The sequence below is a fragment of the Halomonas garicola genome (assembly GCF_055382465.1).
Genome location: NZ_AP043931.1, coordinates 1,526,034 through 1,551,474 on the forward strand (window position 1 = coordinate 1,526,034; position 25,441 = coordinate 1,551,474).

Here is a 25,441-nt window from a genome sequence, read left to right on the forward strand (position 1 = left end):
GCGGCCTGCCTCCCCTGCAAGACGTGACGCCTTTACCACAGGCGTCACGCCGCCGGTCAGTTGCGCCTAGCCCTCCGAAAGCGTCAAGAGCTGGCCCGGGCGCAGCGTGCTGGAGCGCTCGATGGCGTTCCAGCGGATGAGCTCATTAGGGCTGACATCATAACGCATGGCAATGGTTGTGAGGCTATCGCCGCTTTCAACCCGGTGGGTGGCTTGCCCGGAGGCAGGGTTGGCGTCGCTGATGGCGGCCAGCGTCTGGCGGTCAGCGTCGCTTGGGACCAGCAGCGTGGCGCCGTGGTCGGGATTGATGGAGCCCCGCAGCGCGCCGGGGTTTAGTCTTGCCAGCTGCGAAGCGCTGACGCCCAGGCGGCGCGACAGGTTGGCAAGCGTCATCGAGCGGTCAAGCTCCACCTTGGCAAAGGCCGGCGCCGCGTTGATATCCGGCAGGTTGACGCCGTAGCGGTTGGGGTGGCCGATGATCTCGGCGATGGCGTAGAGCTTGGGCAGGTACTGCATGGTCTCGCCGGGAAGGCTCAGCGACCAGTAGTCGTTGCCTCGGCCCTGGCGCTGCGCCCGACGCCGCGCCTTGTTGACCGTGCCTGCCCCGGCGTTATAGGCCGCCAGGGAAAGGGCGATATCGCCGCCGTACCAGCGCTGGGCCTGGGATTCGATATAGCCAAGGGCAGCCTGGGTTGAGGCGGTCACGTCCAGCCGGCCGTCGTAGCGGCCGTTGCGCAAAAGCCCCAGGGCGTCACCGGTGCGGGGCATGAACTGCCAGAGCCCGGCGGCGCCCCGATAGCTGCGCGCGGCGGGGTTAAACGAGCTTTCGACAAAAGGCAGCAGGGCGATTTCCCCCGGCAGGCCACGCTCTTCTACCTGCTGGGTGATCCAGGCAAGCCAGGGCTTGGCTTCGCGGGTGATGCTGGCGATGTTTTCCGGGCTCTGGCGATAACGGGCAATCCACTTGTCCACGCGCGCCCGGGCCTTGGGCGGCAGCGCATCAATATCCCAGGCGAAGCTGTCGCGAAGGCGCGTCCAGGCGTTTTGCGGCCGGGCATCCAGCGCTTCCCAGAAGAGATCGAGCGGAGCCGGATCAGCGGCCGCGGGGGTCGCGGTAGACGGCGTGTCGGTAGACAGCAGCGGCGGGGCGGCGTTGCCTTCGGGATGCCGGGGCATGGCCGAAGCGTTTTCGACGGTGGCAGCGATCAGTAAACTGACGATAAGGGTACTGCCGGCGCTCAGCATGAAGCGTTGGCGCAAAGTGTGGTAGGTCATAGCGTGTAAAAAGTCCGTTAAACAGCCGCTTTGCCACCTGCCGACAAACCGGCAGAAGCTAGAAGCGGTTTTTCCATTCGCGAAGCGTGGTAAAGGTGGCAAGGTCGCTATCGTCGGCGCCCTGGGCAGCCGCGGCCTTGCGCACGCTGGCGGTATGGACACGCAAATAGGGGTTAATGTTCAATTCGCGGCCGATCGTGCTGGGAAGCGTCGGCCGTTCGGCCTCGCGCGCTCGGCGGCAATCCTCCAGCGCAGAGGCAACCTCGTCGTTGTCGGGGTCGGCCTTACGGGCAAAGGTCAGGTTGGCTTGGGTATACTCGTGGGCGGCAAACACCAGGGTTTCTTCGGGCAGCGCGGCAAACCGCTGAAGCGATTGATAAAGCTGCTCCGGCGTCCCTTCAAACAGTCGCCCGCTGCCGGCGCAGAAGAGCGTGTCGCCGCAGAACAAAAGCGACGGAATGCCCGGCGTGAAAAAGCTGATATGATCCAGGGTGTGGCCGGGGGTGGCCATGACCTCGAAAAGGCGCCCCATGACGCGGACTTCATCGCCTTCGCCGACTGTTTGGGTAATGCCGGCAATGGTTGGGTTGTCCGGACCGATCACCCTGGGCGAGTAGCGCTTGATCAGCTCCTCGAGCCCGCCGGTATGATCGTGGTGGTGATGGGTGATCAGCACCGTTTCCAGCTCCAGCGCTTCGCGCTCCAGCACGTCTATCACCGGAGCGGCGTCACCGGGATCCACCACGCAAACCTTCTGGCTCGCATCTTGTCGCAGGAGCCAAATATAATTGTCGCTAAAGGCGGGTATCGGTGTCACGCTCAGCATGGGGCGAGATCCTTCCTGTCATGGGACATGAAAAACGCCGATACTTTGGAGGGGAGCGCTGTTTATGTCAACTTCGCAGGCACAGGCCGAGTGGCGTGAGCGGCTGGCTCTGAGCCGGCGCTACTGGGCCTCCGGACGAGGCCGGGCGCTGGCGACGGCGCAAGCCGCCTGCCTGGGGCCGGTGCTCGAACCGCGCCGCGACCGGCATGGGCTGGAGCTTTCCCTGGGTGCTTCGCTGCTGTCGCGAATGCCCGCTGCGGGCCCGGCGCATGCAATGCAGTGGGCGCCGGCTCGTGCCGAAGCCGAAAGCGATGCCACGCTGATCTGCCCGCCCCGGGCGCTGGCGCTGCCCGATGAGTGCCTGGATCTTACCCTGCTGCATCACTTCCTCGAACACTGCCCCGATGCCCACCAGGCCCTGGTGGAAGCGGCCCGGGTGACCCGGGACAGCGGCCTGCTGGTGATTTTCGGCTTTCAGCCGCTGGGCCTGGCAACGCTTGCCTATCGGCTGGGCAAAAAGCGCCGGCACTACCCGGGCAACGGGAGTTGGTATACACCTCGCAGGCTGCGCGACTGGCTGGCATTTGTCGATTTTGAAATCGAAGGCGTAGACTATTGCGGTTTTGGCCCGGGTAGAGGGGGCGTTTGCCACGAGCGCCGGGAAACGCTGGGGCGGCGGTATAACGTGCCGCTGGGTACCAGCTATATGATCCGCGCCCGTCGTCGGCGCCGCCAGGCCCCCGTTCAGCGCCTTCGCTTTGGCCTGCAGCCGCCCGCAGCGGCGGGGCCGATGGGCGTCACCCGGGGCCAGGCGGCATCGGGGCAGCGCTCCCCGCGTGCCGGCCGGTCCGACGACGCCCGGGCGCCAGACGCCGGCGTCAAGAACCACCCACAGCACGAGGAATACAAGCGTTGAGCGAACAGGATAACGCGCGGCTGCCGCGCGTGACGGTGTATACTGACGGCGCCTGCCGGGGCAACCCCGGCGTGGGCGGCTGGGGCTTTGTGCTGCAAAGCGGTGACCATGAGACCACGCGCTACGGCTTTGAAGCCCATACCACCAATAATCGCATGGAGCTGATGGCCGCGATTAGCGCGCTGCGCACCCTCAACACGGCCTGCGAGGTGTCGCTGTGGACCGACTCCCAGTACGTTCGGCAGGGCATCACCCAGTGGATCCATAACTGGCTGAAGCGCGGCTGGCAAACCGCGGCCAAAAAGCCGGTGAAAAACGCCGAGCTGTGGCAGACGCTGCACGCCGAAACTCAGCGCCACCGGGTGCAGTGGCACTGGGTTAAAGGGCATAGCGGCCATCCCGGCAACGAGCGTGCCGATGCCCTGGCCAACCAGGCCATCGACGAGAACACTTGAACGGCAGGCTAGTGGGTTCGCAGGCTAGTTGATTTGCAGGAGAGGTAATATGCGCCAGGTCGTCCTGGATACCGAAACCACCGGCATCGACCCCAAACAGGGGCACCGGCTGGTAGAAATCGGCGCGGTGGAAATGGTCAACCGGCGTTTGACCGGCCGTACTTACCACCAGTACATCAATCCCGAGTGCCACATTGACGCCGAGGTCGTGGCGATACACGGCATCGACAACGAAAAAGTCGCCAACGAGCCGGTATTTGCCGAGATTGCCGACGCGTTCTGGGCGTTCATCGAGGGCGCCGAGCTGGTCATCCACAACGCGCCCTTTGACGTCGGCTTTATCGACCACGAGACGCGCGCGCTGAACGAGCAGCGCCAGACGCCGATTCTGGGGCCGGTAGCCGAGCACTGCGGGATTCTCGATACGCTGACCATGGCGCGCAAGATGCATCCGGGGCAGCGCAACACCCTCGATGCGCTGTGCAAGCGCTACGATATCGCCAACGCCCACCGCGTGCTCCACGGCGCGCTGCTTGACTCAGAGATACTCGCCGACGTGTATCTGGCGATGACTGGCGGGCAGACGGCGCTGACGCTGGATGCCGAACCGGCTGCCGCCGCCGACAGCCACGCGGCCAACGCCCAGGGCGGCCTTGCCATACGCCGGCTGTCGCTGACGCCGGGGCAGCTGCGCGTGATTGCCCCCAGCGCGGAAGAAGAAGACGCCCACCGCGCCAAATGCGCCGCCCACGGGCTGCGCTGGGACAATGCCGGGGGCGATAATGCTCAGACGTGAGATACCGGACGGCGCCGGCGCCGGCCGAGTGATCGTGATGGCGAATAACCGGGTGGCGCCGGCGCCGGGAGACGGCGGCGGAGAAAGCGCGGAAATCCCGCTGCAGCCCTGGCAGCGCTGGGATGAGACCATGCAGCCGCTGTGCTACTGGGAGGATGAGCCGGTGGCGCTGGCCTTCGCCTCAGGGCCCAGGGACAGCTGGCCGAGCGGCCGGGAATGGCTGGCGCTGGTGTCCAACCGCTGGTTCAGCCTGCTGTCCACGGCGCTGCAGGTGGGTGCCTGGCTGCAGAATCACCGCTTTTGCGGCCGCTGCGGGGCGAGAGCTACCCGGCTTTCCGCCGAGTTTGCCATGCACTGCGACAGCTGCGGCCACCGTAACTATCCGCGCATCTCGCCGTGCATCATTACCCTGGTGACGTCCGGGGAGAACATGCTGTTGGGGCGCAGCCCGCGTTTTCGGCCGGGGCAGTATTCGACCCTGGCCGGCTTCATCGAGCCCGGCGAGTCCGCCGAAGAGGCGGTCCACCGCGAGGTGTATGAAGAGGTCGGCGTACATATCGATCAGCTGCGCTATTACCGCAGCCAGGCGTGGCCGTTTCCGCATTCGCTGATGATGGGCTTTTTTGCCGAGGCCACCACCCGGCGTATCCGCATCGACGAAAACGAAATCAGCGACGCGGCCTGGTTTACCCCGCGCCGGCTGCCGGGCCTGCCGGCGCCTTACTCCATCGCCCGGGAGCTGATCGAGGCGCACCTGACCCGGTGGCGGGAGTAGGGCGTGTCGTCCAGTTCCCGGGAGTCAGTCGCCGGGAAACAGCGCGCTTAGACGGGTGGCCAGCATGACGTTGCCCGTGGCCTTGAGCTGGCCGCTCATGAGCGCGGTCATGCCGCTGATCTCGCCGCGCATCAGGCGCCTCAGGGTATCGCTTGACAGGCTCAGGCTCACTGACGGGTCGTCGTGCTCGCCGTCTTCCACGGCCAGTGCCCCGTCGTCCACGCAGAGGTGATAGTCGCCCAGGTCCGTGAAGTGAAACTGGAAAATTTCGTGCATGTCCCGGGCAGCCTCGGGGTCAAAGCGGGCGTGCAGTTTCTCGAGCGGCGTGGGGGAGGCCATCGGCGATACTCTACGGTTGGCGAATGTTCGTCAAATAGCCTAACACCAATGGTCGCGCGTGCGCTAAAGCGCGGTCGCCCGGTTTATTAGCAAAAAATCGACTAGCAACAAAATGCGTCACAACGAGGAGAGACTCAGTGGGCGAGTGGATCATCAATATCGTCACCTTTCTTATCCAGGCGATTATCGTCATTGGCCTGGGTACGCTGGCGGCGCTGCTGTTCAGACGGGGGAAAAGCGACGGCGACGACGAGCTGACGTTGCATACCGAGGTGCTCAACGAGCAGCGTGACAAGCGTCATCGCCACCTTGACCAGGCCGGACGGGCCCCTAGAAAGCGGCGTAGTCGGCTGCTGCGCGCGCTTCGCCCCGGGCGCAGGAAAAAAGCGGCGGCCAAGGCGGATGATCTGCCCGGCTCGGCGGCGCCCGAAGGCAAGACCGGGGAGGGCGCCGGGCCTCGAGTCTGGGTGCTTGATTTTCACGGCGATCTTCAGGCGTCGGCCACCGAGCACTTTGCCGAGGAAGTGTCGGCGGTGATCCGCGTAGCGGGAAAAGAGGATGACGTTGTCGTGCGGTTAGAGTCCGGCGGCGGGCTTGTGCACGCCTACGGCCTGGCCGCGGCAGAGCTCGAGCGGCTGACGGCGGCAGGGCTTACCACCACGGTGTGCATCGATAAAGTGGCGGCCAGCGGCGGCTATCTGATGGCGTGCAGCGCCGGGCATATCAAGGCTGCGCCCTTTGCCGTGATCGGCTCTATCGGCGTGGTCGCCCAGGTGCCCAACGTGCACCGTCTGCTCAAGCGGCACGACGTGGACGTCGAGCTGCTCACCGCGGGGAAACACAAGCGCACCCTGACGATGCTGGGCGAAAACACCGAAGAAGGGCGCGCCAAGTTTATCGAGGACCTGGAGAACACCCACCGCCTGTTCAAGGACTATGTGGCCGGCCACCGCCCCGCAGTCGACATCGAAGCGCTCGCTACCGGCGAGATCTGGTACGGCAGCGAGGCGCTCAAGCGCGAGCTGGTGGATAGCGTGCAAACCAGCGAAGCCTACCTGGTCGAGCGCATGGCCGACGCCCGGGTGATCAGCGTCTGGCTGGAAGCGCCCCGGCGACTGAGCGATCGGCTGGGCATTGCGCTTGCCCGAGGGGCCGAAAGCGCCGTCGTCAGGGGGCTGGGCGCCCTGAGCGCGACGCGCTGGCACCGGCATTGAGGGCCGGCGGCTAGCCGCTGGGGTCGGCCAGCGCCTGGATAACGGCCTTGACGGCATCGCTTGCCAGGGAGTAGTGGATCGTCTGGGATTCCCGCCGCGTGGTCACCAGCGACTGCTGGCGAAGAATGGCCAGGTGCTGGGATAGCGCGGACTGGCTCAGCGCCAGCTGCTGGTTGAGCTGGGTAACCGACAGTTCGCCTTCGGCGAGCAGGCACAGAATGTGCAGTCGCTTGGCGTTGGCCATGGCCTTGAGTATCCGTGCGCTGGTCTCGATGGCGTCACCGTTATCATCCAGCAGGTGCATAGCGGCGCGGGGAAAGCTAGGCATGATTGGCTCCTGGCATATCGCTCCTGGCGTCCGTGAAAAGATCTTGATTTACGTTTCCGTACATTAGCTTAATTTTCCCAATGGTGATTCAACGGTACGGCAGCGTTTCTTCAACGGCCGGCGCGCCCGGCTTTTCTTCCTCTGGCCGTTGGGTATAATGACGGCCGCCGCCCGTACGGGCAGGAGGGTTCCCTCACCCCTTCGTTTTCACTCAGTAAAAAGGATGCCTGCCAGCCGATGTTTGTCCTGCCTGATCTTCAGCACCGCCGTTGCCTGTTTCTTTTGGTGACCTTCCACATTTCGATCATTGCCGCCAGCAACTATCTGGTGCAGCTGCCGTTTACGCTGTTCGGCCTGAATACCACCTGGGGCGCGTTCAGCTTTCCGTTCATCTTTCTAGCAACGGACCTCACCGTGCGGCTGTTTGGTAAAGAGCCTGCCAGAACCATTGTGCGGCGAGTGATGCTCCCGGCGCTGATCGTGTCCTACGTGGTCTCGGTGGTATTTCCCCGGGGGGAGTATGCCGGCCTGGCCGCCCTTACCGAGTGGGATACCTTCGTTGCGCGTATCGCGCTGGCAAGCTTTATGGCTTATGTGGTGGGGCAAACCCTCGACGTCCATGTCTTCAACCGCCTGCGTCGGATGGTGTGGTGGGTGGCCCCGGTGTTCTCCACGGTAGTGGGCAACTTTGCCGATACCCTGACGTTTTTCTTCACCGCTTTTTATCAAAGCCCCGATGCTTTCATGGCGGCCAACTGGCTGGAGATCGCCCTGGTGGACTACGTCATCAAGCTGGGAATCAGCATGGTGCTGTTCCTGCCGCTTTACGGCGTGCTGCTGGCCTGGCTGACGCGTAAAATGGTGGCCTGGACGGAGACCGCCGATGCCACTCCCAGCACCGCCTGAATCCGCTTTGGTATAAAGCGCAGCCTGACCATCATCACAAGGAGCCACTATGCCGTCTGCGGCCGAGCCTTCCCCCGTTGAGCTTTACTGCATTGATAGCGGGGCGGATGACAGCGGCGAGCTGCCGCTGGTCATTGTTCATGGCCTGCTGGGCAGCGCCGATAACTGGCGCTCGCATATCCGCGACTGGCGGGGCGCGCGCCGGGTGATCGCGGTGGACTTGCGCAACCACGGCCGCTCGCCCCATGCCGACGGCATGGACTATGCGGCGATGAGCGACGACGTGCTGGCGGTGCTGGACAGGCTCGGCCTTGAGCGGGTGCACGTGCTGGGCCACTCCATGGGCGGCAAGGTTGCCATGACTCTGGCACGTCGGCGGCCCCAGCGGGTGGCCTCCCTGATCGTGGCAGATATCGCCCCGGTCGCCTACGACCACGGCCACGACGACATTTTTGCCGCCATGCGCGAGCTTGAGCAGGGGCATCCGACGGATCGCCGGAAGGCCGATGCGCTGCTGGCGCGGTATATCGATTCGCGCCCCATCCGGCTTTTTCTGGCCACCAACCTTCAGCGCGGCGACGGCGAGATGACGCTGCGGATAGACCTGGACCGTATTATCGCGGGCTATCCCGATATCATCGCGCCGCCGGCCGGGGAGAGCCCCTTCGACGGCCCGGCCATGGTGCTGCGTGGGGCGGAGTCGGACTACGTGCAGGACGACATGCTGCCAACGCTTCGCGAGGTGCTGCCCAGAGCACGCGTCGTCACGCTCAAAAAAGCCGGTCACTGGCTGCACGCCGATCAGCCCGAGGCCTTTCAGCAGGCGGTGGCGACGTTTCTGGCTGCGCATCCGCACGGTGAGTGAGTCAGTCGCGGTGCCGATCTCAAGGCCGCAATGTCCTTAGCCCGCACGGCCGGCACGCAGCGGTCTATAGCGTATGGGGGTCCACGGCTAACGCGCGGGTGGGCAGGCGCATGTCGGTGATGCCGCGCTCCTGCAAAAACGTTTCCATACGTCGGTAGCGTCTTGTATCCACCGCCGCCGGGCGCAGCGCCATGCGCCGCACAATCGAAGGCCAGGCGGCTTTGTTGACGCTATTATCCAGCACCGGGTAGGCCTCAATCAGCGTTTTCCAGGCGCGTGCGGGGTCGTCGGCAATCCAGCGGGCGGCGTTTTCCAGAGCGATGGTCAGGCGTTGCCAGGTGTCTTTGCGCTCTTTCAGCGTCTTGGCGTTAACCATTAGAATCAGCCCGTCGTGGACCGGCAGCCCCAGCTCGGTATAGGGAATGACGCTGGCATTGATGCCGTCGGTTGCCAGCTGTGCGGGCAGCGAGTGGTAAAAACCGTCGGCCATGACCTGAATGTTGCTTTCCTGAAGGTGGCGCTCGCTGCCGTAGTGCACGTTGAGCGGGGCGCTGTAGCCATCGGTCTGGCGCACGCTGCCGGGAACCAGCAGCGGCACGATAAGCTCGGCGCCTTCCCGGGTGGCATAGCCGTAGGGCAGAGTGGCCAGCGCGTCGATGTCATCCGGCTGGGAGTTGCCGGTGACGATGACCGCGTTGAGCGGCGTTGCCATCAGCGTAGCAATACGTATCAGACGGTCATCGTCGTGATCGCGCAGATGCAGGAGCGGCTGACGGGCCAGGGCCGCGTCGACTTCGCCGGCGGCCAGCAGCTTGGCGGGCAGGGAGGGGTCGGCCGGCGGCTTGAGCGTGACGTCAAGCCCCTGCGCCTGATAAAGCTCCCGCGCCTTGGCTGCCAGCAGCGGCGCGTGCTGGGGGCTTAAAAACCAGTCGAGCATGATGGTCAGCGATTCCATCGGCGGCGGCGGAAGCGGCTCGGGCGTCGCCACGGCGATGCTGGGGGCAGGGATCACGATGTTGGCCGGCGGCCAGAGGTTGTCGGGCAACGTTACGTCGCCGTCCAGCGTCAGGGCGTCGTCATCCGCGGAGCCGTCCTGCGCCCAGAGGCCGACGCTGACCAGCCACAGCAGCGCCAGCAGGCAGGATCCTGTGCCGGGGAGGCAACGTAACCGGGAAGATGTTGTCGATGTCATGAAGCGAAGTGTATCCGCATGATAAACGGCCTGGCTAGCGTCGTGTGATGCGCTTGGGGCATAGATTGTCACGGTAAAGCCGTGCCCGGCATGGCATAATGGCCCGGATCACGCGGTCGAGACGGGGAGACATGGACGCAATATATACCTTCTTTTTACTGGGCGGCGGCCTGATGACGCTGAGTATTCTGGCCAGCCGCCTGTCATCGCTTTTCGGCCTGCCGCTTTTGTTGATCTTCCTTGGCCTCGGCATGCTGGCCGGCGAAGAAGGCATCCTTGGGATCGAGTTCGACAACTATTCCATGGCCTTCATCATCGGTCATCTGGCGCTGGCCATGATCCTGCTCGACGGCGGTTTGCGCACGCGGTTGAAAACCTTCCGCGTGGCCTTCAAGCCGGCGCTGCTGCTGGCGACCTTCGGCGTGCTGGTGACCAGCGCCATTGTCGGCGCGATTGCCATGCTGATTTTTGACCTGACGCTGATCCAGGGGCTGCTGGTGGGCGCCATCGTCGGCTCGACCGATGCCGCTGCGGTGTTTTCCATGCTCAGGGGGCACGGCGTCAACCTCAACGAGCGGGTGGGCGCTACGCTTGAGATCGAGTCGGGTACCAACGACCCGATGGCGATCTTTCTGACGCTGATGCTCATCGAAGTGCTGCGCGGGGACATCGGCGGCGTCGGTGAAACGGCGCTTTTTTTCGTTACTCAGTTCGGCATCGGGCTTGCCGTGGGGATCGGTGGGGGCTGGCTCAGCGCCAAGCTGCTGCGCTTCATGGACCTGGCCCCGGGGCTTTATTCCATGCTGGCGCTGGCGCTGGGTTTCAGCGTCTTCGGGTTGACCAGCGTGCTCGGGGGCAGCGGTTTTCTCGCCATCTATCTGGCCGGGCTGATGATTGGCAATCAGCCCGGGCGCCATCTCAGCTCTATCCTCCCGGTGCATGACGGTCTGGCCTGGCTAAGCCAGATTGGCCTGTTTCTGGTGCTGGGGCTGCTGGTGACGCCAAGCCAGCTGTGGGACGTAGCACTGCCCGCCTCCCTGGTGGCGCTGGCGCTGATCTTTGTCGCCCGCCCCATTGCCGTGTTTGCCATCATCAAGCCGTTTTTCAAGTTTCGCACCCGGGAGGTATTGTTTATTGCCTGGGTCGGGCTGCGCGGGGCGGTGCCCATTGTGCTGGCCATTTTTCCGCTGATTGGCGGGGTGGAAAATGCCTCGCTGTACTTCAACGTGGCCTTTGCCGTGGTGCTCATGTCGCTGCTGGTCCAGGGCGGCTCGCTTGCCTGGGTGGCGCGCTGGCTCAAGCTCGAGGTGCCCGACGGCGCCACGCCCAATCGCCGGGGACCCTTGGGCATTCTGCCGGAAAACGACTTCGAGATGTTTGTGTATGAAGTGGAAAACCTTGATCTCGACGACGTTCCCATCCGCCTGCTGCGGTTTCCCTCCGGTGCGTTGATTTCCGCGCTGTTTCGTCAACATGCCATGCTCCACCCGAAGGGCAATACACGGTTGAAGATCGGCGACGTCCTCTGCGTGATCGGGCGGGAAGAGGACATCGTGGCGCTTAACCGCTTGTTCAACGGCGACGCGCGCTTCAAGCAGGAGCGGGCCTTCTTTGGGGCCTTTACCCTGGATGCCAGCGCGCGAATGAAGGACATTGCCGAAGCGTACGGCCTCACTCTGGGGTCAGGTACTCCCGACATGACGCTGGCCGATTTCATGGCGCTGCGGGTCGGCGGGCACCCGGTGGTAGGCGACGACGTGGACTGGCACGGCATCCAGTGGGTGGTCAGCGAAATGAACGGCAACCTCATCACTCGGGTGGGCCTCCGGCTTTACTAAACGCATTGATTTCCAGCGGAAAACCGGTAAAATTCGCCCCCGTGTTGGAGGGATGGCAGAGTGGTTGATTGCACCGGTCTCGAAAACCGGCGTAGGTGAGTAGCCTACCCAGGGTTCGAATCCCTGTCCCTCCGCCAAAAACATTGTAAATCAAGCGCCTGCGGGCGCTTTTTTTCGCTGGACGATCAGCAAAATGGAAGGCGACGTTATCCCCGGGGGCGGACCCTGGGCTCGACGAAAAGCATTGACTTCCAACGGCAGGCTGGTAAGATGCGCCCCACGTCGGAGGGATGGCAGAGCGGTTGATTGCACCGGTCTTGAAAACCGGCGTAGGTTTGTAGCCTACCCAGGGTTCGAATCCCTGTCCCTCCGCCAAAAACTCATTGCAAATCAAGCGCCTGCGGGCGCTTTTTTTGTTTTATACGGTCCTTGGCCTGGCCGTGGGGCGGTGTGTCCCGGTGCCGACGGCGGTGGCGTTTCGAGACGTTCTGGGAAGACGGTTGCGGATAGGCAGAGCGCAAAAACCTGCCCGCGTTGAATGCGCATGTAGCGACAGAGGCTTTTCAGGCTTGCGTATGGAACCTGTGGGCGGCATGCTTGTCGATTGTTGAGTAAACGACCAACGGAGCATGTTTACATGGCTTACAACGAATCACGCCTTTCCAGATCGCAGTCGACACAGGGCGTAAGCGATCTTGGTGCCAGCAAGGTGCTGCGTAATACCTACGCGCTTCTGGCCATGACGCTGCTGTTTTCTGCGGCAACCGCAGGTGCCGCAATGGCCATGGGTATCGAGCGGATCAATATCCTGGTGTTTTTCATCGGCGCCTACGGGCTGATGTTTCTCGTCCACAAGACGGCCAACTCCGCCACCGGGCTTTTGGCGACCTTTGCTTTTACCGGTTTCATGGGCTTTACCCTCGGTCCTATTCTCTCGGCCTACCTGACCCTGCCCAACGGCGCCGAGCTGATCATGACGGCGCTTGCCATGACCGGGCTGACCTTCTTTGGTCTGTCGGCAGTGGCGCTAGTGACCAAGAAGGACTTCAGCTTTTTAAGCAACTTCCTGATGGCCGGTGCCATCGTGCTGATCCTTGCCATGGTGGCGGGGCTGGTTTTCCAGATTCAGGCGCTGTCGCTGATGGTATCGGCGGGCTTCGTGCTGTTTTCCTCGGCGGCGATCCTCTACCAGACCAGCGAAATGGTGCACCGCGCCGGCGAGACCAACTATATTCTCGCGACCATTACGCTGTACGTGTCCATCTACAATCTCTTTATCAGCCTGCTTTCCCTGCTGGGCATCATGAGCAGCGATTAAGCACTCTGCTATACCCAAGCCAGCCGGGCCTTGTGCGTCAGCTTTTCTGATGCCAGGGCCTGCGTTGTTTTAGGACGATGGAGGTGACGCATGAAATACGCGCTGTTGGTCATGGGCGCGCCCTATAGCAGTCAGGCGCCGCATTCGGCGCTACGCTTCGCCCGTGCGCTGCTGGACGGGGAGCACACGCTGGACAGCGTGTTCTTTTACCGGGACGGGGTGCACAACGCCTCTTTTCTGATGACGCCGCCCCAGGACGAGGCGAATTTGCACAGGCTCTGGTGCGAGCTGAATCGAGAGCATGGCGTAAAGCTCGACGTCTGTATCGCCGCGGCGCTGCGCCGCGGCCTGATTAACGCCGAGGAGGCCGCGCGGCACGGCCACGGTGAATACAGCGTCGCCTCGCCCTTTGCGCTGACCGGGCTTGGGCAGCTGCTTGATATCCAGCAGCGCTGCGACCGGGTCATCACCTTTGCCGCCTGAGACTTCTGTCAGCTTGTTACCTATCCCTTCTGTGAAGTGACCACGCGCCATGGATGATACGCTACTTGTTGTGATACGCAGCGCGCCTTACCAGGGCGTCAGGCTGCGCGAAAGCCTGGATGCGCTGCTGGTCGGGGCAGCGTTTGGCAAGCCGGTAGTGCCGCTGTTCATGGGGCAGGGCCTCTTTGCGCTGCTGCCCGGGCAAACGCCCGGAGCCCCGGGCCAGAAGGCCACGCTGCCGATTATCGATATGCTGGAAATGTACGATATCGATACGCTTTACCTGCCCGCCGCAGACGCCACCGCCCGCGGACTTACCGAGGGTGACTTGGTCGCCAATACGCAGCTGCTCGACGCCGACGCCGTGCAGGCGCTGTTTCATGAGGCCGGGCAGGTTCTGACGTTTTGACTGCTCAGATTTTTCCCCAGTAGCGATGACACAGGGCCGATGATGATACTGCATATCCTTAACTGCCCCCCGGGCGACGGCCAGGCAAGCGCCCAGGCGCTCGCGGCCATGGCGGCGGAAGATGCGCTGCTGCTGATCGAAGACGGCGTTTATGCTGTGCTCGATGCCGGCTGGGAAGGCCACCGGCTTGACGTCGGACGTCTTTACGCGCTCGAGGACGACCTTGCCGCCCGGGGGCTTGGCAGCCGGGCACACGAACGAAACATTGAAACGGTCAGCATGGAAGCCTTCGTCGCGTTGACCGCCAGGGCACGGCAAACTGTTAGCTGGTACTAAGTATGGTCGAAGCAAAAATATACCGTTATCTTGAATGTGAAAACAAAAAAATCCCACTCGATCCCGAAAGTTATCTCGTCAACATGGGTGACTGGACGGAAAGCGTGGCAGAAGCCCTGGCCGAAGAGGACGGCATTACGCTAACGAAGGCCCATTGGGAGCTTATCTGGGTGCTGCGCAATTTTTACGCCCGCTTTGAAATGGCGCCGGCCATGCGCGCCTGGATCAAGGCGGTAAAGCAGCAGCTGGGCGAGGAGAAGGGGCACTCAATTTATGTGATGTCGCTTTTTCCCGGCAGCCCGGCCAAGCGCGCCGCCCGCATTGCCGGGTTGCCCAAGCCGACCCACTGCCTTTGAGCGCTAACCGTTAAAACACGCCTGGCGACGGCTCAGGCGGTATCGGCAAAGGGCAGCCCCAGCAGCGCCTTGAGATGGGCCTCGGTAGCGCTTGCCAGCGACTCCAGGTGGTAGCCGCCTTCCAGCACCGACACCAGCCGGCCGTCCGCATACAGCGTGGCCATTTCCATCGCCAGCCGCGTTATCCAGTAAAAGTCCCCATCGCTCAGTTCGAGATCCGACATGGAATCGTTGCGGTGGGCGTCGAACCCCGACGATAGTAGCACCAGGTCGGGTTTGAAGGCGTGCAGCGCCGGCAGCCACTGGTCTTCGATGGCCTGGCGAAACGTCTCCCCGTTTGCGCCTGCCTCAAGGGGCGTATTCACCACGTTGTGGTAGTCGTCTTCCATATAGCGCCAGGGATAGAAGGGCGCCTGGAAGCTAGTGCATATCAGCACGTTCGGATCCTCTTTGAAAATATCGATGGTGCCGTTGCACTGGTGCACGTCGAAATCGAGGATGGCAATGCGCCGCGCCGAGTACCGTTTGCGCGCATAGGCCGCCGCCACGGCGACGTTATTATAAAAACAAAAGCCCATGGTCGCCGCTGCCTCAGCGTGATGGCCCGGCGGGCGGACCGCGCAGAAAACGTTATCCGCCTGATGGCGATACACCTGATCCACACCCCGCAGCGCGGCCCCGGCGGCCATCGCCGCCGCCTTCAGACTCTCGGGGTTCATCAGCGTATCGTCATTGAGCATGACAATATCCTGATGGGGCACCACGTTCTTGAGCGCCTGCAAGTGTTGGCTAGGGTGTACCCTTGCCAGGTCTTCCCGGCTGGCTTCTTTGGCTTCGGACTGCATGGTCTGCTGCAGCAGTCCGGCAAGCGCCAGGCGCGCGCTTATCGCTTCCAGACGCTGGGGCGATTCGGGATGCTCCGGCCCCATGTGGTGCAGGGCACAATGAGGATGCGTGATATAGGCAGTGATCATGTCGGCGCTCCGCTGTGGTTCTGGACAGCTTAAGCAAAAAGCCGGGATGTGTCATAGTGCCCATAGGTCGTAACGGCGCTATTTCCCGGGGGAGTACCCAAATGAGCACGAAATTTCTGCATCATTTTTTACAGCCGGCATCGCTTGCCGTTATCGGCGCGTCGGAAAAGCCCGAATCCCTGGGCGGGCTGGTGCTGCGCAACGTTCAGGAAGGCGGCTTCTGGGGCAAGCTCTGGGCGGTCAACCGGCGCGGCTATGCCGACGTGTTCGGTGCTCCCTGCGTGTCGCGGGTGCACGACCTGCCGGCCATTCCCGACATGGCGGTCATCTGTACCGTCATCGAAGGGGTGCCGGCGCTGATCGACGAGCTGGGGGAGCTTGGCGTCAAGGCGGCGCTGGTGCTCTCCGGCGGCGCCCATCTGGACCGTGACACCCATTACCACGGCTCGCTCAAGGCGCGCATGCTCAAAGCCGCCCGGGCATCGGGCATTCGCCTGCTGGGGCCAGAATGCATGGGCGTTATCGTCCCCGGCAAAAAGCTGAACGCCTCCTACGCCAGCCAGCCGGTCAAGGCGGGGCGGGTCGCCTACCTGGGCCAGTCGGGCATGCTGGCCAACGCCATGATCGACTGGGCGGCCGGGCGCGACGTGGGCTTCTCTCACGTGGTCACCGTTGGCAACAGCGTCGACGTGCTGCTCCCCGACGTGCTGGACTACATCAATCAGTATTCGCCGGCGCAGGCGATCCTTCTGCACCTTGAGCACGTCCGCGATGCCCAGCATTTCATGACCGCGCTGCGGGATGCCTCGCGCAACCGCCTGGTGGTGGCCATCAAGAGCGGGCGCACGCCGGAGTCAGAGCTTAACAAGCCGCTGGTCACGCCGGGCGTTGCCCACCGCGATACCATCTTCGACGCGGCTTTCTCCCGCGCGGGCGTGGTGCGCGTCGACGACTCCGACGAGCTGCTCGACGCGCTGGAGACGCTCTCGCGCATGCGGCCGCTGAAGGGCGACCGGCTGGCGGTGGTGTCCAACGGCCTGGGGCCGGCCATGCTGGCGATCGACAAACTGGTCAGTGCCGGGGGCAAGCTGGCCATGTTCAGCGACGATACCCGCCAGGCCCTCGAGCAGCAGGGCCTTGACATCAGCAAGCCCGGGGAAAACCCGGTGGATCTCAGCGGCAACGCCACGCCGTCGCGCCTGGTCGAAGCGCTAGCCATCGTCAGCGCCGACCCCGGGGTCGATGCCGTGCTGCTGGTTCACGCCGCGACTCGCCTGGCACCTTCCCGAGAGACGGCCGATGCCCTGATTGACCAGCGGCCCAAGGTTCGGCGCAACCTGCTGACCAGCTGGATGGGCCTTAAGGAAGCCCAGGCCGCTCGCCTGGCCTGTAATCAAGCCGGCATTCCCACCTATATTTCCCCGGAAAAGGCGGTCAAGGCGTTCATGCACATGGTGGACTACCAGCGCGTACAGACGCTGCTGCAGGAGACCCCGCCGAGCCTGCCGTTTGCCACCAGCGCCGAAATACGCGCCCGCTGCCACGCGCTGATCCAGGCAGCCCGGGCCGAAGGCCGGAAGTCGCTGACCCACGGCGAAACGGCCCAGGTGCTGGAAGCCTACGGGATACCGGCAGCGCCCAGCCTGTATCTACATACGGCGGAAGAGGCGTTGGAAAAGGCCGGCCGGATTGCCGGGCCCAAAGCGCTGAAAATTGTTCACGAGGGCAACTGCCGGCCGTTTCGCTATCGCCGACATCCGCACAAGCTTTCCGCCGGCCTGCTTCAGGACCTGCAAACCCCGGAGCAGGTCGCCGACGGCCTCACGCGCCTCGGCGACAAGGTGCGCGAGAAATTTCCCGACTACGCCATTCGCGAGTACTGCCTGCAGCCCATGCAGCGGGGCAAGCATTCCATGCAGGTGTGCGCCGGCATTACCCGGGACCCTGTCTTCGGTCCGCTGATTGTCTTCGGTATCGGGGGGTACAAGGTCAACGTGCTGGCCGACCGGCAGGTGGCGTTACCGCCGCTAAACATGAGCCTGTCCGCTGACATGGTGGGGCGCACTCACGTGGCCTCGCTGATACGCGAGCATTCGGCCGCGCCGGAGCGCGACATCGAGCGGCTGTGCGAGCTGCTGGTCAAGCTCTCGCAAATGGCAACGGACCTGGTGGAACTGCAGGGGCTTGAGCTGAATCCGCTGCTGCTCAACCGCGACGGCATGGTGGCAGTAGACTTTGCCATGGACCTGGGCAAGCCGGCCCGCTTTGCCATCATGCCGTACCCCGAAGAGCTGCGGGAATGGACGACGCTGAACAACGGTTGGCCGGTCGAGGTGCGTCCGGTTCGCGCCGAAGACGCGCCGCTGATCAGCGCCTTTCACCGCAAGCTCTCCGAGCAGAGCATCCGCTTTCGCTACTTTCACAACAAGGCGGACCTGTCCCAGCGGGATTTATCGATCCTGTCCCACATCAACTACGATCGCCAGATGGCGTTTATCGCCGAGCACCGGCCCGAAGCGGGGGAGCGCCAGATGCTGGGTGTGGTGCGGGTATGGAACGATCCCGACAATCTGCGCACGGAGTTTTCCATTATCATCCGCGACGATCTCCAGGGGCTCGGCATCGGCAGCCTGCTGATGCACAAGATGATCAGCTATTGCCGTCACATCGGTATCATCGAGATGACCGGCACCATCATGATGGATAACCACCCCATGCGCGCGCTGATGAGGCACCTGGGGTTCAAGTGCCGCTTTGACATGGAAGAGCAGGTGGTCGAGGCCACGCTACGCCTGAACGAGCCGGAAAACGAGTGGCAGCGCCACCGGCTGGAAACCTCGAGCTGACGGTCGATGCGCCGCTTGCCGTTAGGGCGCCAGGCGAAACTGCTGCCAGCTTTCGCTGTCGCGGCGCTCGTAGCGGATACGGTCATGCAGCCGGCTGGGCTGGCCCTGCCAGAATTCGATCATGTCGGGCACCACGCGGTATCCGCCCCAGTGGATGGGCCGGGGGATTTCCTGGCCGTCGTAGGCCCGCTCAAAACGCTGCTGACGCTCCTCGATCCAGTTGCGGTCGGGAATTACAACGCTCTGGGTGGCAATCCAGGTACTCAGCTGGCTGTTGCGCGGGCGGCCGTGGAAGTAGGCGTCAGACTCGTCACTGCCGACCGGGTCGACGCTGCCTTCAATGCGCACCTGACGGGAAAGCGAGGGCCACCAGAAAGTCAGCGCGGCAAAGGGGACGTTGCTAAGCTCGCTGCCCTTGTGGCTGTGATAGTTGGTATAAAAGACCATGCCGGCATCGTCAAAGCCCTTGAGCAGCACGATCCGCCCGTGGGGGCGCCCCTGGTTGTCGGTGGTGGCAAGCGTCATGACGTTACCGTCCTCGCCTTCCTTTTCCAGCGCGAGGGTCAGCCATTCGTCAAATAGCGCAAACGGGTCGTCGGGCGTTTGCGACTCGTCGAGACGACCGCCTTCATAGTCACGCCTGATATCGGCTATGTTGCGTGTCATGGGTTTTCTCTCTTGAATGTAGGAGCCATGTTGGCTGCTATAAAAACAAAGCTCAACCCGCCCAGCTCAGCTGGACCATGAGCATATAGCTAGCGGTGCCCAGCACGATCGAAAGCAGGGCGTTGCGGCGCCACAGGTGAAGCCCCGCCACCAGCAGCGAGGCCACTATCAGCGGCAGGCCGTTGTCCCCCATGTTGAGCTGCCAGTCGGATGCCAGCGGGGTAAAGTCGCGCAGCGCGTAGATCACCAGAATCAGCATAACCGCCGGCGGCAGGTAGCGCCCGAGGTGCAGGATCAAAGGATGATCAGCCTGGCGCGACAGCGCCACGAAGGGCAGCACACGGGTGGCGAAGGTGGCCAGTGCGCAGACCATGATCAGCTGCCATAGCGGATCAGTGAGCATGGCGTTTCTCCCGGCGCTGGTCGTGACGATAATGCGCCAGCAGCAATAAACTGGCGCTGCCGATCGCCCCCAGCAGCAAATGCCGGTCCGGCAGCAGCAGCACGGCACCAAGACCGGTAGCCAGCGCGATGGCGAAGGGTAGCGCCTGCTTCAGCCGCCTGGCCTGCTCAAGCGTCAGCACGATAAACAGGGCGGTCAGGGCAAACTCGATCCCCTGGCTATTGAACAGCTGCGCGCTGCCCACGGCAATGCCGATCAGGGTACCGGAGAACCACCAGAGATGATTGAGCAGGCTGACCCGAAACCCCAGCGCATGAGTATAGGCCTGCTGGCTGGTCAGCAGCGAATAGGTTTCGTCGGTCAGGGCAAAAATCATGTAGGGCTTGCGCCAGCCGGCGCCCTGAAAGCGCTTTAATAGCGACAGGCCGTAAAACACGTGGCGCGAGTTGAGCATCATGGTCGCCACGGCGACTTCGGTCAGCCCGGCACCGGCGGCCAGTAACGTGGTCGCCAGAAACTGGCCGGCCCCGGCATAAATGATGATCGACATCGCCGCCGCCGCATACCAGGGAATGCCTACCTCGATGGCCACGATGCCGAACGCGGCTCCCAGCGGCAAATATCCGAACATGACCGGCAGCGTCTGCTTGCCGGCGTCGCGCCACGTTTGGCTGTTCACGCCTCTGCCTCCTTGGTAGCCCTGGGTTTACTGGTTGGACTTACTGACTCCGAGCTGCTGGCCTGTTTTTATCGGCCTGTCGCCAATCACTCTGTTTGCAGCCGAAGTCGTTAGCCGCGCTGCTGCGGCACCGAGCCACGGCCAATAACCACGCCGTATTCTATGAGAAAGCCTGAATAAATGCGAAACTGTTATATCAATATAGGGCGGGCTTAAACGGGAGTGGAGCGATGCAGCGTATTCGTGTCTGGGACGTCTATGTGCGGCTTTTTCATTGGGCGCTGGTGATTTCCGTGCTGGTGTCATTTTACACCATGAAAACCGCAGGCGAACCGTTTCTGTTCCCCGCCGCGGTTCACGCCAAGGCCGGCTACGTCACGCTCGGCCTTTTAACCTTCCGCTGGCTGTGGGGGTTTTTCGGCAGCTTCTTTGCCCGCTTTACCACCTTCCTGCGCTCGCCGCGCATTTCGCTTGGCTATGCCTGGAGCCTTTTAAAGCGCCGCCCCAAGCCCTACGCCGGGCATAATCCGATTGGCGGGTGGATGGTGCTTGTCATGCTGCTGTCGCTAACGTTCCAGGGCGCCAGCGGGCTTTTTTTAAGCGACGATATCTTCTTTGAGGCGCCGCTCTACGGCGCGCTGGGGGCCGACATCAGCAAAACGCTGCTTACCCTGCACCGCTACAACAGCACGCTGCTGCTGGTCCTGATCGGCCTGCATATTGGTGCCATCGTCTTTCATCGGCTGCTGGGCGAGAGGCTGGTGGGGGCCATGTTTACCGGCAACAAGCGCTTGCCCGGCCCGCCGATGGACGCCGACCCGAGCGCCTCCCCACTGACGCCGCGTCCGCTGTGGCTTGGCCTGCTGGCCATTGCCTGTGCCGCGGGTGTCAGCCTGACCTGGTGGTACTGGTAGCGCGCGCCAGGGCAGCGGACACAAAAACGGGAAGCCGTAGCTTCCCGTCTGGATACGCTGCCTGCGGTCAGGCAAGCTGATCTATTTGGACTCCTGCCGGCTTACTCGGCGCGGTAGTCGTCGTGGCAGTTCTTGCAGGTCTTGCCGACTTTCGACAGCTGGGCGCGCGACGTCTGAAAGTCCTTGTCCTCGGCGACCGTCGCCAGCTTCTGCGACTCGTCGATCAGATCCTGCTGCTTTTGCTCAAAATCATCCGGGTTATCGGCAATCTTTGCCAGCGCATCGGTGTCCACGCCGTGGCCGTCGTCCTGATAGCTGCCGTCAACAAAGCCTTCCCAGGGCATGCTTGCCAGGTTGGCGACGTTCTGTGCCCGACGCGCGAACTCGTCGCCGTCATACTCGATATCGCCCTTGGCCATGTCCGCAATCGGGCCGAAATGCCAGCCCATGACCCCTAGCGCCGACTGGCGATAATGAATAGCATCTTCAGGCTCGGCGGCGCTGGCGGTAACGCTTGCGGTTAGCAGCGCGGCACAGACTGCGGCACTCAGGCCGGTTTTCATGATACGCATCAAAACTTCTCCCTTGTCGTTATCACAGCATCGTCATCACGGCATCGTCATGACGGCATCGTCATGACGGCCGGATTCTCTTTGTGCTCAATATGCCTTTGACACATGGCGTTACGCGGTAACGTCCCATCACCTTAGCCTAATAAGCTTATCACTTGAAGATGTAAAACACGGGCGCCTTTGTCGGGCGTGAAGGGCCGGTGCCTGCTCAGCTGGCGTCACGTTCGCGCAGCAGCCGGCTGCGAAACCGCGCGTAGCCCATGCAGCCGGTAAACAGCGCCAGCGCCACCCCGGCTTCGAGCACGCCGCGAAGGTGCTGTCCGGGTAGCGTAGCGACCATGACGCCCTGCATGAAATACAGCAGGCTGACAAACGCAAGCCAGGCGTGCCCGCGCGGCCGCCTGCCGAGAATCGAGGGCAAAAACAGCACCAGCGGCAGCACAAACGCGACGATAGGGCGCCAGTTGAAGTCGGCGTCGCCCTGAATCAGCAGGCCGCGATACACCATCAGCATCAGCAGCAGGGCAAAGCTTGCCACGACCAGGCGACGTGAATGCCGGGTGAGGGTAGCCAGGCCCCGCCGACGCTCCAGCTCTTCCAGCCACTGACGCATTATTCGGCCTCCCGCATGGCATGCAGCGCAAGCCCCAAACGGGCAATGCGCCTGCCGAGTGCTACGCAGAGCTCGCGCTCGTGGTCGTCCACCGGGCGGTCGCCGCGCGCGCCGGCCACGTGGCTGGCGCCGTAGGGCGTGCCGCCGCCCTGGGTTTCGAGCAGCGCCGTTTCGCTGTACGGAATCCCCGCATAGACCATGCCGTGGTGCAAAAGCGGCAGCAGCATGGAAATCAGCGTGGTTTCCTGCCCGCCGTGAAGGCTAGCGGTTGAGGTAAAGGCACAGGCGGGTTTGTCGACCATCGCCCCGTTGAGCCAGAGCCCGCTGGTGGTATCAAGAAAATACTTGAGCGGTGAGGCCATGTTGCCAAAGCGGGTGGGGCTACCCAGCGCCAGGCCGCTGGCGTGGCGGAGGTCATCGTGGTCGACGTAAACCGCGCCCTCCTCGGGAATTTCCGGCGCCACTGCCTCGGACACCGGCGATACCGGCGGCACCGTGCGCAGACGCGCTTCAATACCGGGAACGCTTTCGATGCCCTTGACGATCTGGCGCGCCATGGTGACCGTCGCTCCGGAGCGGGAATAGTACAACACAAGAATATACGGCAGTTCGGCACTCATTAACGGGCTCCCTGGTGAGCGTCAGTCGCGGTGTGCGTTAAGGAATGAGGTATCGGCGCCCATGGTATCAGAGCCCGGACAGCCGATGGGCGTTTGCCCGGCAGCGCTGGCGTCGAGCCGGCGGTAGACCCAGGCCCGCGTGTCGTTGGCAAGCGTGACCGCAAGGCGAGCGTAGCGCCTGCCGAGCCGCTCGTAGCGGTCCAGGCGGGAAAGCTCGGCGGCAGACACGCTGAACACCTGGCCGGCGACGCGCCCGCCCGGAGCCGGGGCGATGTTCAACCCGCAGCGGCGGTAGTCGACCAGGGTAGCGTCATCGGTACTGCCGGCCGAGCCCATGACCAGGTAGCGCACCGGCGCATAGCGCAGGGTGCCGTAAACAAAAACCTGGTGCGAGCCCGGCGCCACCGGGGCAAGATGAGCCGGGCGGTCATAGCCCCAGGGGCTCAGCCAGATAAACCACCACCAGGTCGCCGCGGCCAGCAGCAAAAGGCCGGCAAGTCCGAGGCCGGTTTTTATCGCACGCTTAAGCCGCTGTGAAGGTTTTGATACGCTTGCCCGGGATAAGCTGAATAACGTCATGTGCCGTCAGCCGGAGGTAGGAAGATGAATCAGTCACTGCGTGACCAGACGGATTTTGCCGCGGTGGTCGGCGACGTGGCCCCGCTCAAGCGCGACAATCGCGCCGACCCGGGTAAAGCACCGCCGGCGTCAGCCGATGGCGGGCAGGCCCGTCGCGCCGCCGCCGAAGAAAACATCGGCGAGCATAACTTTCTCTCGGATGATTTCGTCGACCTGCTGCCGCCCGCCGACCCCATGGCATTTCGCCGCGACGGCATCCAGCGGGGCGTGGCTGACAAGCTCAAGCACGGCGGCTACCCGGTGCAGGCCCAGCTGCACCTGCTGCGTCTGCCGCTGGCCAAGTGCCGGCAGAGGCTGTTTGCCTTCATGGAAGACGCCTACCATAACGACCTGCGCTCGGTGCTGATTGTGCACGGCCGCGGGCGGGAAATCGACAGCCCGGCCAACGTGCTGCGCTCGTATCTGGCCAAGTGGCTGACTCAGTTTGACCAGGTACAGGCTTACGTCTCGGCCCAGCAGGCCGACGGCGGGCTGGGAGCAACCTGGGTGATGCTGCGTAAAAGCCAGCGCGCCAAGGCCAACAACCGCGAACGCCAGCAGAAACGCCGCGGCTAGGCGGGCTCAGCCGCCGGTATCGCCCAGCGGCGACGCTGCCATACCCACAGAAACCCCAGGGAATTGAGCACCCGATAGCCAAGCTGGGTAAGCCAGATGCCCAACAGCCCGTAGCCGCCGGCGACGCCGACGGCCCAGGCCACGGGCAAAAACACCAGCCACTGCATGGAAAGCGTAAGCGTCATCACCGTACGCTGGGCGCCGGCGCCCATTAGCGCCTGGGCCAGTACCAGGGCGGCGGCATCCAGCACGATCATCGCCCCGGTCAGCCGCAGCGGCAGGGCACCCAGCTCGATCAGCGCGGCATCGTGCAAAAACAGCCCGAGTATCAGCCGGGGGAAAGCCAGCATGGGTAGCGCAAGCGTGGCGAGCAACAGCCAGGCAAGCCTGAGCGCGTCCAGCCCCCAGCGGTGGGCATCGCCGCGGGCGTCACGGCCCAGCGCGTCACCGACCAGGCTCATGGCGGCCACGCCCACGCCCACGCCGGGCAGCACCAGCAGCAGGGAAAGGTTGATCAGGATATGCCCCACGGCCACGCTCTGGGTGCCTACCCGGCTTAGCATCCAGAACAGCACCGCGTAGCCGGCGGCAAAGCACAGCTGCTGCAGCGAGTGCGGCCAGACCAGCGCGGCCAGGCGTCCGACGGCGCGCGGCGTCGGCAGGCGGGTGAGAAACCCGTGCGCCCGCGCGCCCTTGAGACTCACTCCGACCCAAAGCACCAGCCCCAGGCACAGCGACAGCGCCGAGCCGGCCCCGGCGCCCTCTGCGCCCATGGCGGGAAGGCCCGCCAGGCCAAAGATCAGCCCCAGGCTTGCCAGCACGTTAAAGGCGTGGACGCAAAGAATGATGCGCAGATACATGCCGGTTTGCTGGCGGCCGTTCCAGTAGCCGCGCAGGCACAGGGTCATGGCCACCGCCAGCAGGGCGGCGACGCGCCAGCGAAAGTAGCTAGCCCCCACCGCCTGAACGTCGGGCGCCGGGGTAATCAGCCCGATCAGCGCGGGCGCCTGCCACCAGGCCAGCAGGCTGATGGGGGCGGCGATGAGGATCGCCAACATCAGCCCGCCGTTGAGCGGCCCGGCCGGGGCGGCGGCCTCTTCACCGAGCCGCCGGGCGGTTTGCGACTGCACCGCGGACGACAGCCCGAATACCAGCGCGGTCATCATGAACATGGCGTAGCCGCCGACGCCCACACCGGCCAGCGCCACCTCGCCGAGCGAGCCGACCATGGCCGCGTCGATCAGGTTGAGCACGCTTTGCGACAGCATGCCCAGCATCACCGGCAGCGCCAGGCGCATGACCCGGCGCCGGCGCGGGGGCAGAAGCGTCACCG

At 63.6% G+C, this 25,441-nt stretch carries 30 protein-coding genes and 2 tRNA genes; 18 read left to right on the forward strand and 14 right to left on the reverse strand.

The features are described 5' to 3' along the window. Positions 1 to 66: 66 nt before the first annotated feature. Complete coding sequence (locus ACZ46Y_RS07465) at positions 67 to 1,275, reverse strand: transglycosylase SLT domain-containing protein (RefSeq protein WP_311952700.1); 1,209 nt, start codon at positions 1,273 to 1,275, stop codon at positions 67 to 69. A gap of 58 nt (positions 1,276 to 1,333) precedes the next feature. Then, positions 1,334 to 2,101, reverse strand: coding sequence for a hydroxyacylglutathione hydrolase (gene gloB, locus ACZ46Y_RS07470; RefSeq protein WP_311952705.1), 768 nt, complete (start codon positions 2,099 to 2,101; stop codon positions 1,334 to 1,336). Between the two features lie 64 nt (positions 2,102 to 2,165). Between gloB and ACZ46Y_RS07475 the strand changes: the two genes are divergently transcribed. From ACZ46Y_RS07475 to nudC, 4 genes are read left to right on the forward strand one after another with little or no spacing between them, the layout of a single operon-like run. Then, positions 2,166 to 3,017, forward strand: coding sequence for a methyltransferase domain-containing protein (locus ACZ46Y_RS07475; RefSeq protein ID WP_311952708.1), 852 nt, complete (start codon positions 2,166 to 2,168; stop codon positions 3,015 to 3,017). Then, positions 3,014 to 3,472 carry a ribonuclease HI gene (gene rnhA, locus ACZ46Y_RS07480; RefSeq protein ID WP_311952711.1) on the forward strand — a complete coding sequence of 153 codons (459 nt, stop codon included), beginning with the start codon at positions 3,014 to 3,016 and terminating at the stop codon, positions 3,470 to 3,472. The genes ACZ46Y_RS07475 and rnhA overlap by 4 nt, the downstream gene beginning before the upstream one ends. Before the next feature lie 49 nt (positions 3,473 to 3,521). Then, positions 3,522 to 4,268 carry a DNA polymerase III subunit epsilon gene (dnaQ, locus tag ACZ46Y_RS07485; protein WP_311952714.1) on the forward strand — a complete coding sequence of 249 codons (747 nt, stop codon included), beginning with the start codon at positions 3,522 to 3,524 and terminating at the stop codon, positions 4,266 to 4,268. After that, positions 4,255 to 5,043, forward strand: a complete 789-nt coding sequence (nudC, locus tag ACZ46Y_RS07490; RefSeq protein WP_311952717.1) for an NAD(+) diphosphatase — start codon at positions 4,255 to 4,257, stop codon at positions 5,041 to 5,043. The genes dnaQ and nudC overlap by 14 nt, the downstream gene beginning before the upstream one ends. A gap of 24 nt (positions 5,044 to 5,067) precedes the next feature. Here the strand turns inward: nudC and ACZ46Y_RS07495 are convergent, their stop codons facing one another. Continuing rightward, positions 5,068 to 5,382 (reverse strand): SCP2 sterol-binding domain-containing protein, encoded by a 315-nt coding sequence (locus ACZ46Y_RS07495; protein WP_311952720.1) that lies wholly within the window; start codon positions 5,380 to 5,382, stop codon positions 5,068 to 5,070. Positions 5,383 to 5,519: 137 nt separating this feature from the next. On the opposite strand from ACZ46Y_RS07495, the gene sohB reads away from it, so the two are divergent. Next, entirely contained in the window at positions 5,520 to 6,596 is a 1,077-nt protein-coding gene (gene sohB, locus ACZ46Y_RS07500) for a protease SohB (RefSeq protein WP_311952722.1), read from the forward strand. Positions 6,597 to 6,606: 10 nt separating this feature from the next. Here the strand turns inward: sohB and ACZ46Y_RS07505 are convergent, their stop codons facing one another. Further along, the gene (locus ACZ46Y_RS07505; RefSeq protein WP_311952725.1) at positions 6,607 to 6,924 is read right to left on the reverse strand and encodes an ArsR/SmtB family transcription factor; all 318 of its coding nucleotides are present in this window, start codon (positions 6,922 to 6,924) and stop codon (positions 6,607 to 6,609) included. Between the two features lie 237 nt (positions 6,925 to 7,161). On the opposite strand from ACZ46Y_RS07505, the gene ACZ46Y_RS07510 reads away from it, so the two are divergent. Next, on the forward strand, positions 7,162 to 7,830 hold the full coding sequence (locus ACZ46Y_RS07510) for a 7-cyano-7-deazaguanine/7-aminomethyl-7-deazaguanine transporter (protein ID WP_311952729.1): 669 nt from the start codon (positions 7,162 to 7,164) through the stop codon (positions 7,828 to 7,830). A gap of 49 nt (positions 7,831 to 7,879) precedes the next feature. Beyond that, positions 7,880 to 8,695, forward strand: a complete 816-nt coding sequence (locus ACZ46Y_RS07515; RefSeq protein ID WP_311952732.1) for an alpha/beta fold hydrolase — start codon at positions 7,880 to 7,882, stop codon at positions 8,693 to 8,695. A 64-nt stretch (positions 8,696 to 8,759) separates the two neighbouring features. Here ACZ46Y_RS07515 and ACZ46Y_RS07520 read toward each other — a convergent pair whose 3' ends face one another. Beyond that, entirely contained in the window at positions 8,760 to 9,887 is a 1,128-nt protein-coding gene (locus tag ACZ46Y_RS07520; protein WP_311952735.1) for an ABC transporter substrate-binding protein, read from the reverse strand. Between the two features lie 131 nt (positions 9,888 to 10,018). On the opposite strand from ACZ46Y_RS07520, the gene ACZ46Y_RS07525 reads away from it, so the two are divergent. From ACZ46Y_RS07525 to ACZ46Y_RS07560, 8 genes are all read left to right on the forward strand, one after another. Further along, positions 10,019 to 11,725 (forward strand): potassium/proton antiporter, encoded by a 1,707-nt coding sequence (locus tag ACZ46Y_RS07525; protein ID WP_311952738.1) that lies wholly within the window; start codon positions 10,019 to 10,021, stop codon positions 11,723 to 11,725. A gap of 46 nt (positions 11,726 to 11,771) precedes the next feature. Then, positions 11,772 to 11,862 (forward strand) — tRNA-Ser (locus tag ACZ46Y_RS07530). A 147-nt stretch (positions 11,863 to 12,009) separates the two neighbouring features. Continuing rightward, positions 12,010 to 12,100, forward strand: a tRNA-Ser gene (locus ACZ46Y_RS07535). A gap of 262 nt (positions 12,101 to 12,362) precedes the next feature. Then, positions 12,363 to 13,043 carry a Bax inhibitor-1/YccA family protein gene (locus ACZ46Y_RS07540; RefSeq protein ID WP_311952741.1) on the forward strand — a complete coding sequence of 227 codons (681 nt, stop codon included), beginning with the start codon at positions 12,363 to 12,365 and terminating at the stop codon, positions 13,041 to 13,043. A 90-nt stretch (positions 13,044 to 13,133) separates the two neighbouring features. Then, positions 13,134 to 13,526 carry a sulfurtransferase complex subunit TusD gene (gene tusD / locus ACZ46Y_RS07545; protein WP_311952744.1) on the forward strand — a complete coding sequence of 131 codons (393 nt, stop codon included), beginning with the start codon at positions 13,134 to 13,136 and terminating at the stop codon, positions 13,524 to 13,526. Positions 13,527 to 13,575: 49 nt separating this feature from the next. After that, the gene (tusC, locus tag ACZ46Y_RS07550; protein WP_311952747.1) at positions 13,576 to 13,935 is read left to right on the forward strand and encodes a sulfurtransferase complex subunit TusC; all 360 of its coding nucleotides are present in this window, start codon (positions 13,576 to 13,578) and stop codon (positions 13,933 to 13,935) included. Between the two features lie 39 nt (positions 13,936 to 13,974). Then, positions 13,975 to 14,271: a sulfurtransferase complex subunit TusB gene (gene tusB / locus ACZ46Y_RS07555; protein WP_311952750.1), complete on the forward strand. Its 297-nt coding sequence runs from the start codon at positions 13,975 to 13,977 to the stop codon at positions 14,269 to 14,271. A 2-nt stretch (positions 14,272 to 14,273) separates the two neighbouring features. Beyond that, positions 14,274 to 14,627: a TusE/DsrC/DsvC family sulfur relay protein gene (locus tag ACZ46Y_RS07560; RefSeq protein WP_311952752.1), complete on the forward strand. Its 354-nt coding sequence runs from the start codon at positions 14,274 to 14,276 to the stop codon at positions 14,625 to 14,627. Positions 14,628 to 14,659: 32 nt separating this feature from the next. Here ACZ46Y_RS07560 and ACZ46Y_RS07565 read toward each other — a convergent pair whose 3' ends face one another. Continuing rightward, positions 14,660 to 15,601, reverse strand: coding sequence for a histone deacetylase family protein (locus ACZ46Y_RS07565; protein ID WP_311952754.1), 942 nt, complete (start codon positions 15,599 to 15,601; stop codon positions 14,660 to 14,662). Positions 15,602 to 15,702: 101 nt separating this feature from the next. Here ACZ46Y_RS07565 and ACZ46Y_RS07570 point away from each other — a divergent pair, with 101 nt between their 5' ends. Continuing rightward, the gene (locus ACZ46Y_RS07570; protein WP_311952756.1) at positions 15,703 to 18,447 is read left to right on the forward strand and encodes a bifunctional acetate--CoA ligase family protein/GNAT family N-acetyltransferase; all 2,745 of its coding nucleotides are present in this window, start codon (positions 15,703 to 15,705) and stop codon (positions 18,445 to 18,447) included. Positions 18,448 to 18,468: 21 nt separating this feature from the next. Here the strand turns inward: ACZ46Y_RS07570 and pdxH are convergent, their stop codons facing one another. The 3 genes from pdxH to ACZ46Y_RS07585 are packed head-to-tail and all read right to left on the reverse strand — an operon-like array spanning position 18,469 to position 20,195. Beyond that, positions 18,469 to 19,113 carry a pyridoxamine 5'-phosphate oxidase gene (gene pdxH / locus ACZ46Y_RS07575; RefSeq protein WP_311952759.1) on the reverse strand — a complete coding sequence of 215 codons (645 nt, stop codon included), beginning with the start codon at positions 19,111 to 19,113 and terminating at the stop codon, positions 18,469 to 18,471. 52 nt (positions 19,114 to 19,165) lie between these two features. Then, positions 19,166 to 19,516 (reverse strand): branched-chain amino acid transporter permease, encoded by a 351-nt coding sequence (locus ACZ46Y_RS07580; RefSeq protein ID WP_311952762.1) that lies wholly within the window; start codon positions 19,514 to 19,516, stop codon positions 19,166 to 19,168. Continuing rightward, positions 19,506 to 20,195, reverse strand: coding sequence for an AzlC family ABC transporter permease (locus ACZ46Y_RS07585; RefSeq protein ID WP_311952765.1), 690 nt, complete (start codon positions 20,193 to 20,195; stop codon positions 19,506 to 19,508). Before ACZ46Y_RS07585 ends, ACZ46Y_RS07580 begins: the two co-directional genes overlap by 11 nt. A gap of 230 nt (positions 20,196 to 20,425) precedes the next feature. Here ACZ46Y_RS07585 and ACZ46Y_RS07590 point away from each other — a divergent pair, with 230 nt between their 5' ends. Then, positions 20,426 to 21,109, forward strand: coding sequence for a cytochrome b/b6 domain-containing protein (locus ACZ46Y_RS07590; RefSeq protein WP_311946979.1), 684 nt, complete (start codon positions 20,426 to 20,428; stop codon positions 21,107 to 21,109). Positions 21,110 to 21,210: 101 nt separating this feature from the next. On the opposite strand, the gene ACZ46Y_RS07595 is transcribed toward ACZ46Y_RS07590, so the two are convergent. The 4 genes from ACZ46Y_RS07595 to ACZ46Y_RS07610 form a co-directional block, all read right to left on the reverse strand. Next, complete coding sequence (locus tag ACZ46Y_RS07595) at positions 21,211 to 21,681, reverse strand: c-type cytochrome (RefSeq protein ID WP_311952769.1); 471 nt, start codon at positions 21,679 to 21,681, stop codon at positions 21,211 to 21,213. A gap of 208 nt (positions 21,682 to 21,889) precedes the next feature. Next, positions 21,890 to 22,294: a DUF2069 domain-containing protein gene (locus ACZ46Y_RS07600; protein ID WP_311946983.1), complete on the reverse strand. Its 405-nt coding sequence runs from the start codon at positions 22,292 to 22,294 to the stop codon at positions 21,890 to 21,892. Then, the gene (gene wrbA / locus ACZ46Y_RS07605) at positions 22,294 to 22,914 is read right to left on the reverse strand and encodes an NAD(P)H:quinone oxidoreductase (protein ID WP_311952772.1); all 621 of its coding nucleotides are present in this window, start codon (positions 22,912 to 22,914) and stop codon (positions 22,294 to 22,296) included. The genes ACZ46Y_RS07600 and wrbA overlap by 1 nt, the downstream gene beginning before the upstream one ends. A 21-nt stretch (positions 22,915 to 22,935) precedes the next feature. Next, positions 22,936 to 23,493, reverse strand: coding sequence for a gamma-glutamylcyclotransferase family protein (locus ACZ46Y_RS07610; protein WP_311952775.1), 558 nt, complete (start codon positions 23,491 to 23,493; stop codon positions 22,936 to 22,938). A gap of 24 nt (positions 23,494 to 23,517) precedes the next feature. Here ACZ46Y_RS07610 and smrA point away from each other — a divergent pair, with 24 nt between their 5' ends. Further along, positions 23,518 to 24,108 carry a DNA endonuclease SmrA gene (smrA, locus tag ACZ46Y_RS07615; RefSeq protein WP_311952779.1) on the forward strand — a complete coding sequence of 197 codons (591 nt, stop codon included), beginning with the start codon at positions 23,518 to 23,520 and terminating at the stop codon, positions 24,106 to 24,108. On the opposite strand, the gene ACZ46Y_RS07620 is transcribed toward smrA, so the two are convergent. Next, positions 24,105 to 25,406 carry an MATE family efflux transporter gene (locus ACZ46Y_RS07620; RefSeq protein ID WP_376717569.1) on the reverse strand — a complete coding sequence of 434 codons (1,302 nt, stop codon included), beginning with the start codon at positions 25,404 to 25,406 and terminating at the stop codon, positions 24,105 to 24,107. The genes smrA and ACZ46Y_RS07620 overlap by 4 nt on opposite strands. Between the last annotated feature and the right edge of the window lie 35 nt (positions 25,407 to 25,441).

What these genes read in the sequence shown, in the direction of transcription:
- ACZ46Y_RS07465 (WP_311952700.1), bottom strand. Translation starts at nt 1,275, where the DNA reads ATGACCTACCACACTTTGCGCCAACGCTTCATGCTGAGCGCCGGCAGT.
- gloB (WP_311952705.1), bottom strand. Translation starts at nt 2,101, where the DNA reads ATGCTGAGCGTGACACCGATACCCGCCTTTAGCGACAATTATATTTGG.
- ACZ46Y_RS07475 (WP_311952708.1), top strand. Translation starts at nt 2,166, where the DNA reads ATGTCAACTTCGCAGGCACAGGCCGAGTGGCGTGAGCGGCTGGCTCTG.
- dnaQ (WP_311952714.1), top strand. Translation starts at nt 3,522, where the DNA reads ATGCGCCAGGTCGTCCTGGATACCGAAACCACCGGCATCGACCCCAAA.
- nudC (WP_311952717.1), top strand. Translation starts at nt 4,255, where the DNA reads ATGCTCAGACGTGAGATACCGGACGGCGCCGGCGCCGGCCGAGTGATC.
- ACZ46Y_RS07495 (WP_311952720.1), bottom strand. Translation starts at nt 5,382, where the DNA reads ATGGCCTCCCCCACGCCGCTCGAGAAACTGCACGCCCGCTTTGACCCC.
- ACZ46Y_RS07505 (WP_311952725.1), bottom strand. Translation starts at nt 6,924, where the DNA reads ATGCCTAGCTTTCCCCGCGCCGCTATGCACCTGCTGGATGATAACGGT.
- ACZ46Y_RS07510 (WP_311952729.1), top strand. Translation starts at nt 7,162, where the DNA reads ATGTTTGTCCTGCCTGATCTTCAGCACCGCCGTTGCCTGTTTCTTTTG.
- ACZ46Y_RS07515 (WP_311952732.1), top strand. Translation starts at nt 7,880, where the DNA reads ATGCCGTCTGCGGCCGAGCCTTCCCCCGTTGAGCTTTACTGCATTGAT.
- ACZ46Y_RS07520 (WP_311952735.1), bottom strand. Translation starts at nt 9,887, where the DNA reads ATGACATCGACAACATCTTCCCGGTTACGTTGCCTCCCCGGCACAGGA.
- ACZ46Y_RS07525 (WP_311952738.1), top strand. Translation starts at nt 10,019, where the DNA reads ATGGACGCAATATATACCTTCTTTTTACTGGGCGGCGGCCTGATGACG.
- ACZ46Y_RS07540 (WP_311952741.1), top strand. Translation starts at nt 12,363, where the DNA reads ATGGCTTACAACGAATCACGCCTTTCCAGATCGCAGTCGACACAGGGC.
- tusD (WP_311952744.1), top strand. Translation starts at nt 13,134, where the DNA reads ATGAAATACGCGCTGTTGGTCATGGGCGCGCCCTATAGCAGTCAGGCG.
- tusC (WP_311952747.1), top strand. Translation starts at nt 13,576, where the DNA reads ATGGATGATACGCTACTTGTTGTGATACGCAGCGCGCCTTACCAGGGC.
- tusB (WP_311952750.1), top strand. Translation starts at nt 13,975, where the DNA reads ATGATGATACTGCATATCCTTAACTGCCCCCCGGGCGACGGCCAGGCA.
- ACZ46Y_RS07560 (WP_311952752.1), top strand. Translation starts at nt 14,274, where the DNA reads ATGGTCGAAGCAAAAATATACCGTTATCTTGAATGTGAAAACAAAAAA.
- ACZ46Y_RS07565 (WP_311952754.1), bottom strand. Translation starts at nt 15,601, where the DNA reads ATGATCACTGCCTATATCACGCATCCTCATTGTGCCCTGCACCACATG.
- ACZ46Y_RS07570 (WP_311952756.1), top strand. Translation starts at nt 15,703, where the DNA reads ATGAGCACGAAATTTCTGCATCATTTTTTACAGCCGGCATCGCTTGCC.
- pdxH (WP_311952759.1), bottom strand. Translation starts at nt 19,113, where the DNA reads ATGACACGCAACATAGCCGATATCAGGCGTGACTATGAAGGCGGTCGT.
- ACZ46Y_RS07580 (WP_311952762.1), bottom strand. Translation starts at nt 19,516, where the DNA reads ATGCTCACTGATCCGCTATGGCAGCTGATCATGGTCTGCGCACTGGCC.
- ACZ46Y_RS07590 (WP_311946979.1), top strand. Translation starts at nt 20,426, where the DNA reads ATGCAGCGTATTCGTGTCTGGGACGTCTATGTGCGGCTTTTTCATTGG.
- ACZ46Y_RS07595 (WP_311952769.1), bottom strand. Translation starts at nt 21,681, where the DNA reads ATGCGTATCATGAAAACCGGCCTGAGTGCCGCAGTCTGTGCCGCGCTG.
- ACZ46Y_RS07600 (WP_311946983.1), bottom strand. Translation starts at nt 22,294, where the DNA reads ATGCGTCAGTGGCTGGAAGAGCTGGAGCGTCGGCGGGGCCTGGCTACC.
- wrbA (WP_311952772.1), bottom strand. Translation starts at nt 22,914, where the DNA reads ATGAGTGCCGAACTGCCGTATATTCTTGTGTTGTACTATTCCCGCTCC.
- ACZ46Y_RS07610 (WP_311952775.1), bottom strand. Translation starts at nt 23,493, where the DNA reads ATGACGTTATTCAGCTTATCCCGGGCAAGCGTATCAAAACCTTCACAG.
- smrA (WP_311952779.1), top strand. Translation starts at nt 23,518, where the DNA reads ATGAATCAGTCACTGCGTGACCAGACGGATTTTGCCGCGGTGGTCGGC.
- ACZ46Y_RS07620 (WP_376717569.1), bottom strand. Translation starts at nt 25,406, where the DNA reads ATGCGCCTGGCGCTGCCGGTGATGCTGGGCATGCTGTCGCAAAGCGTG.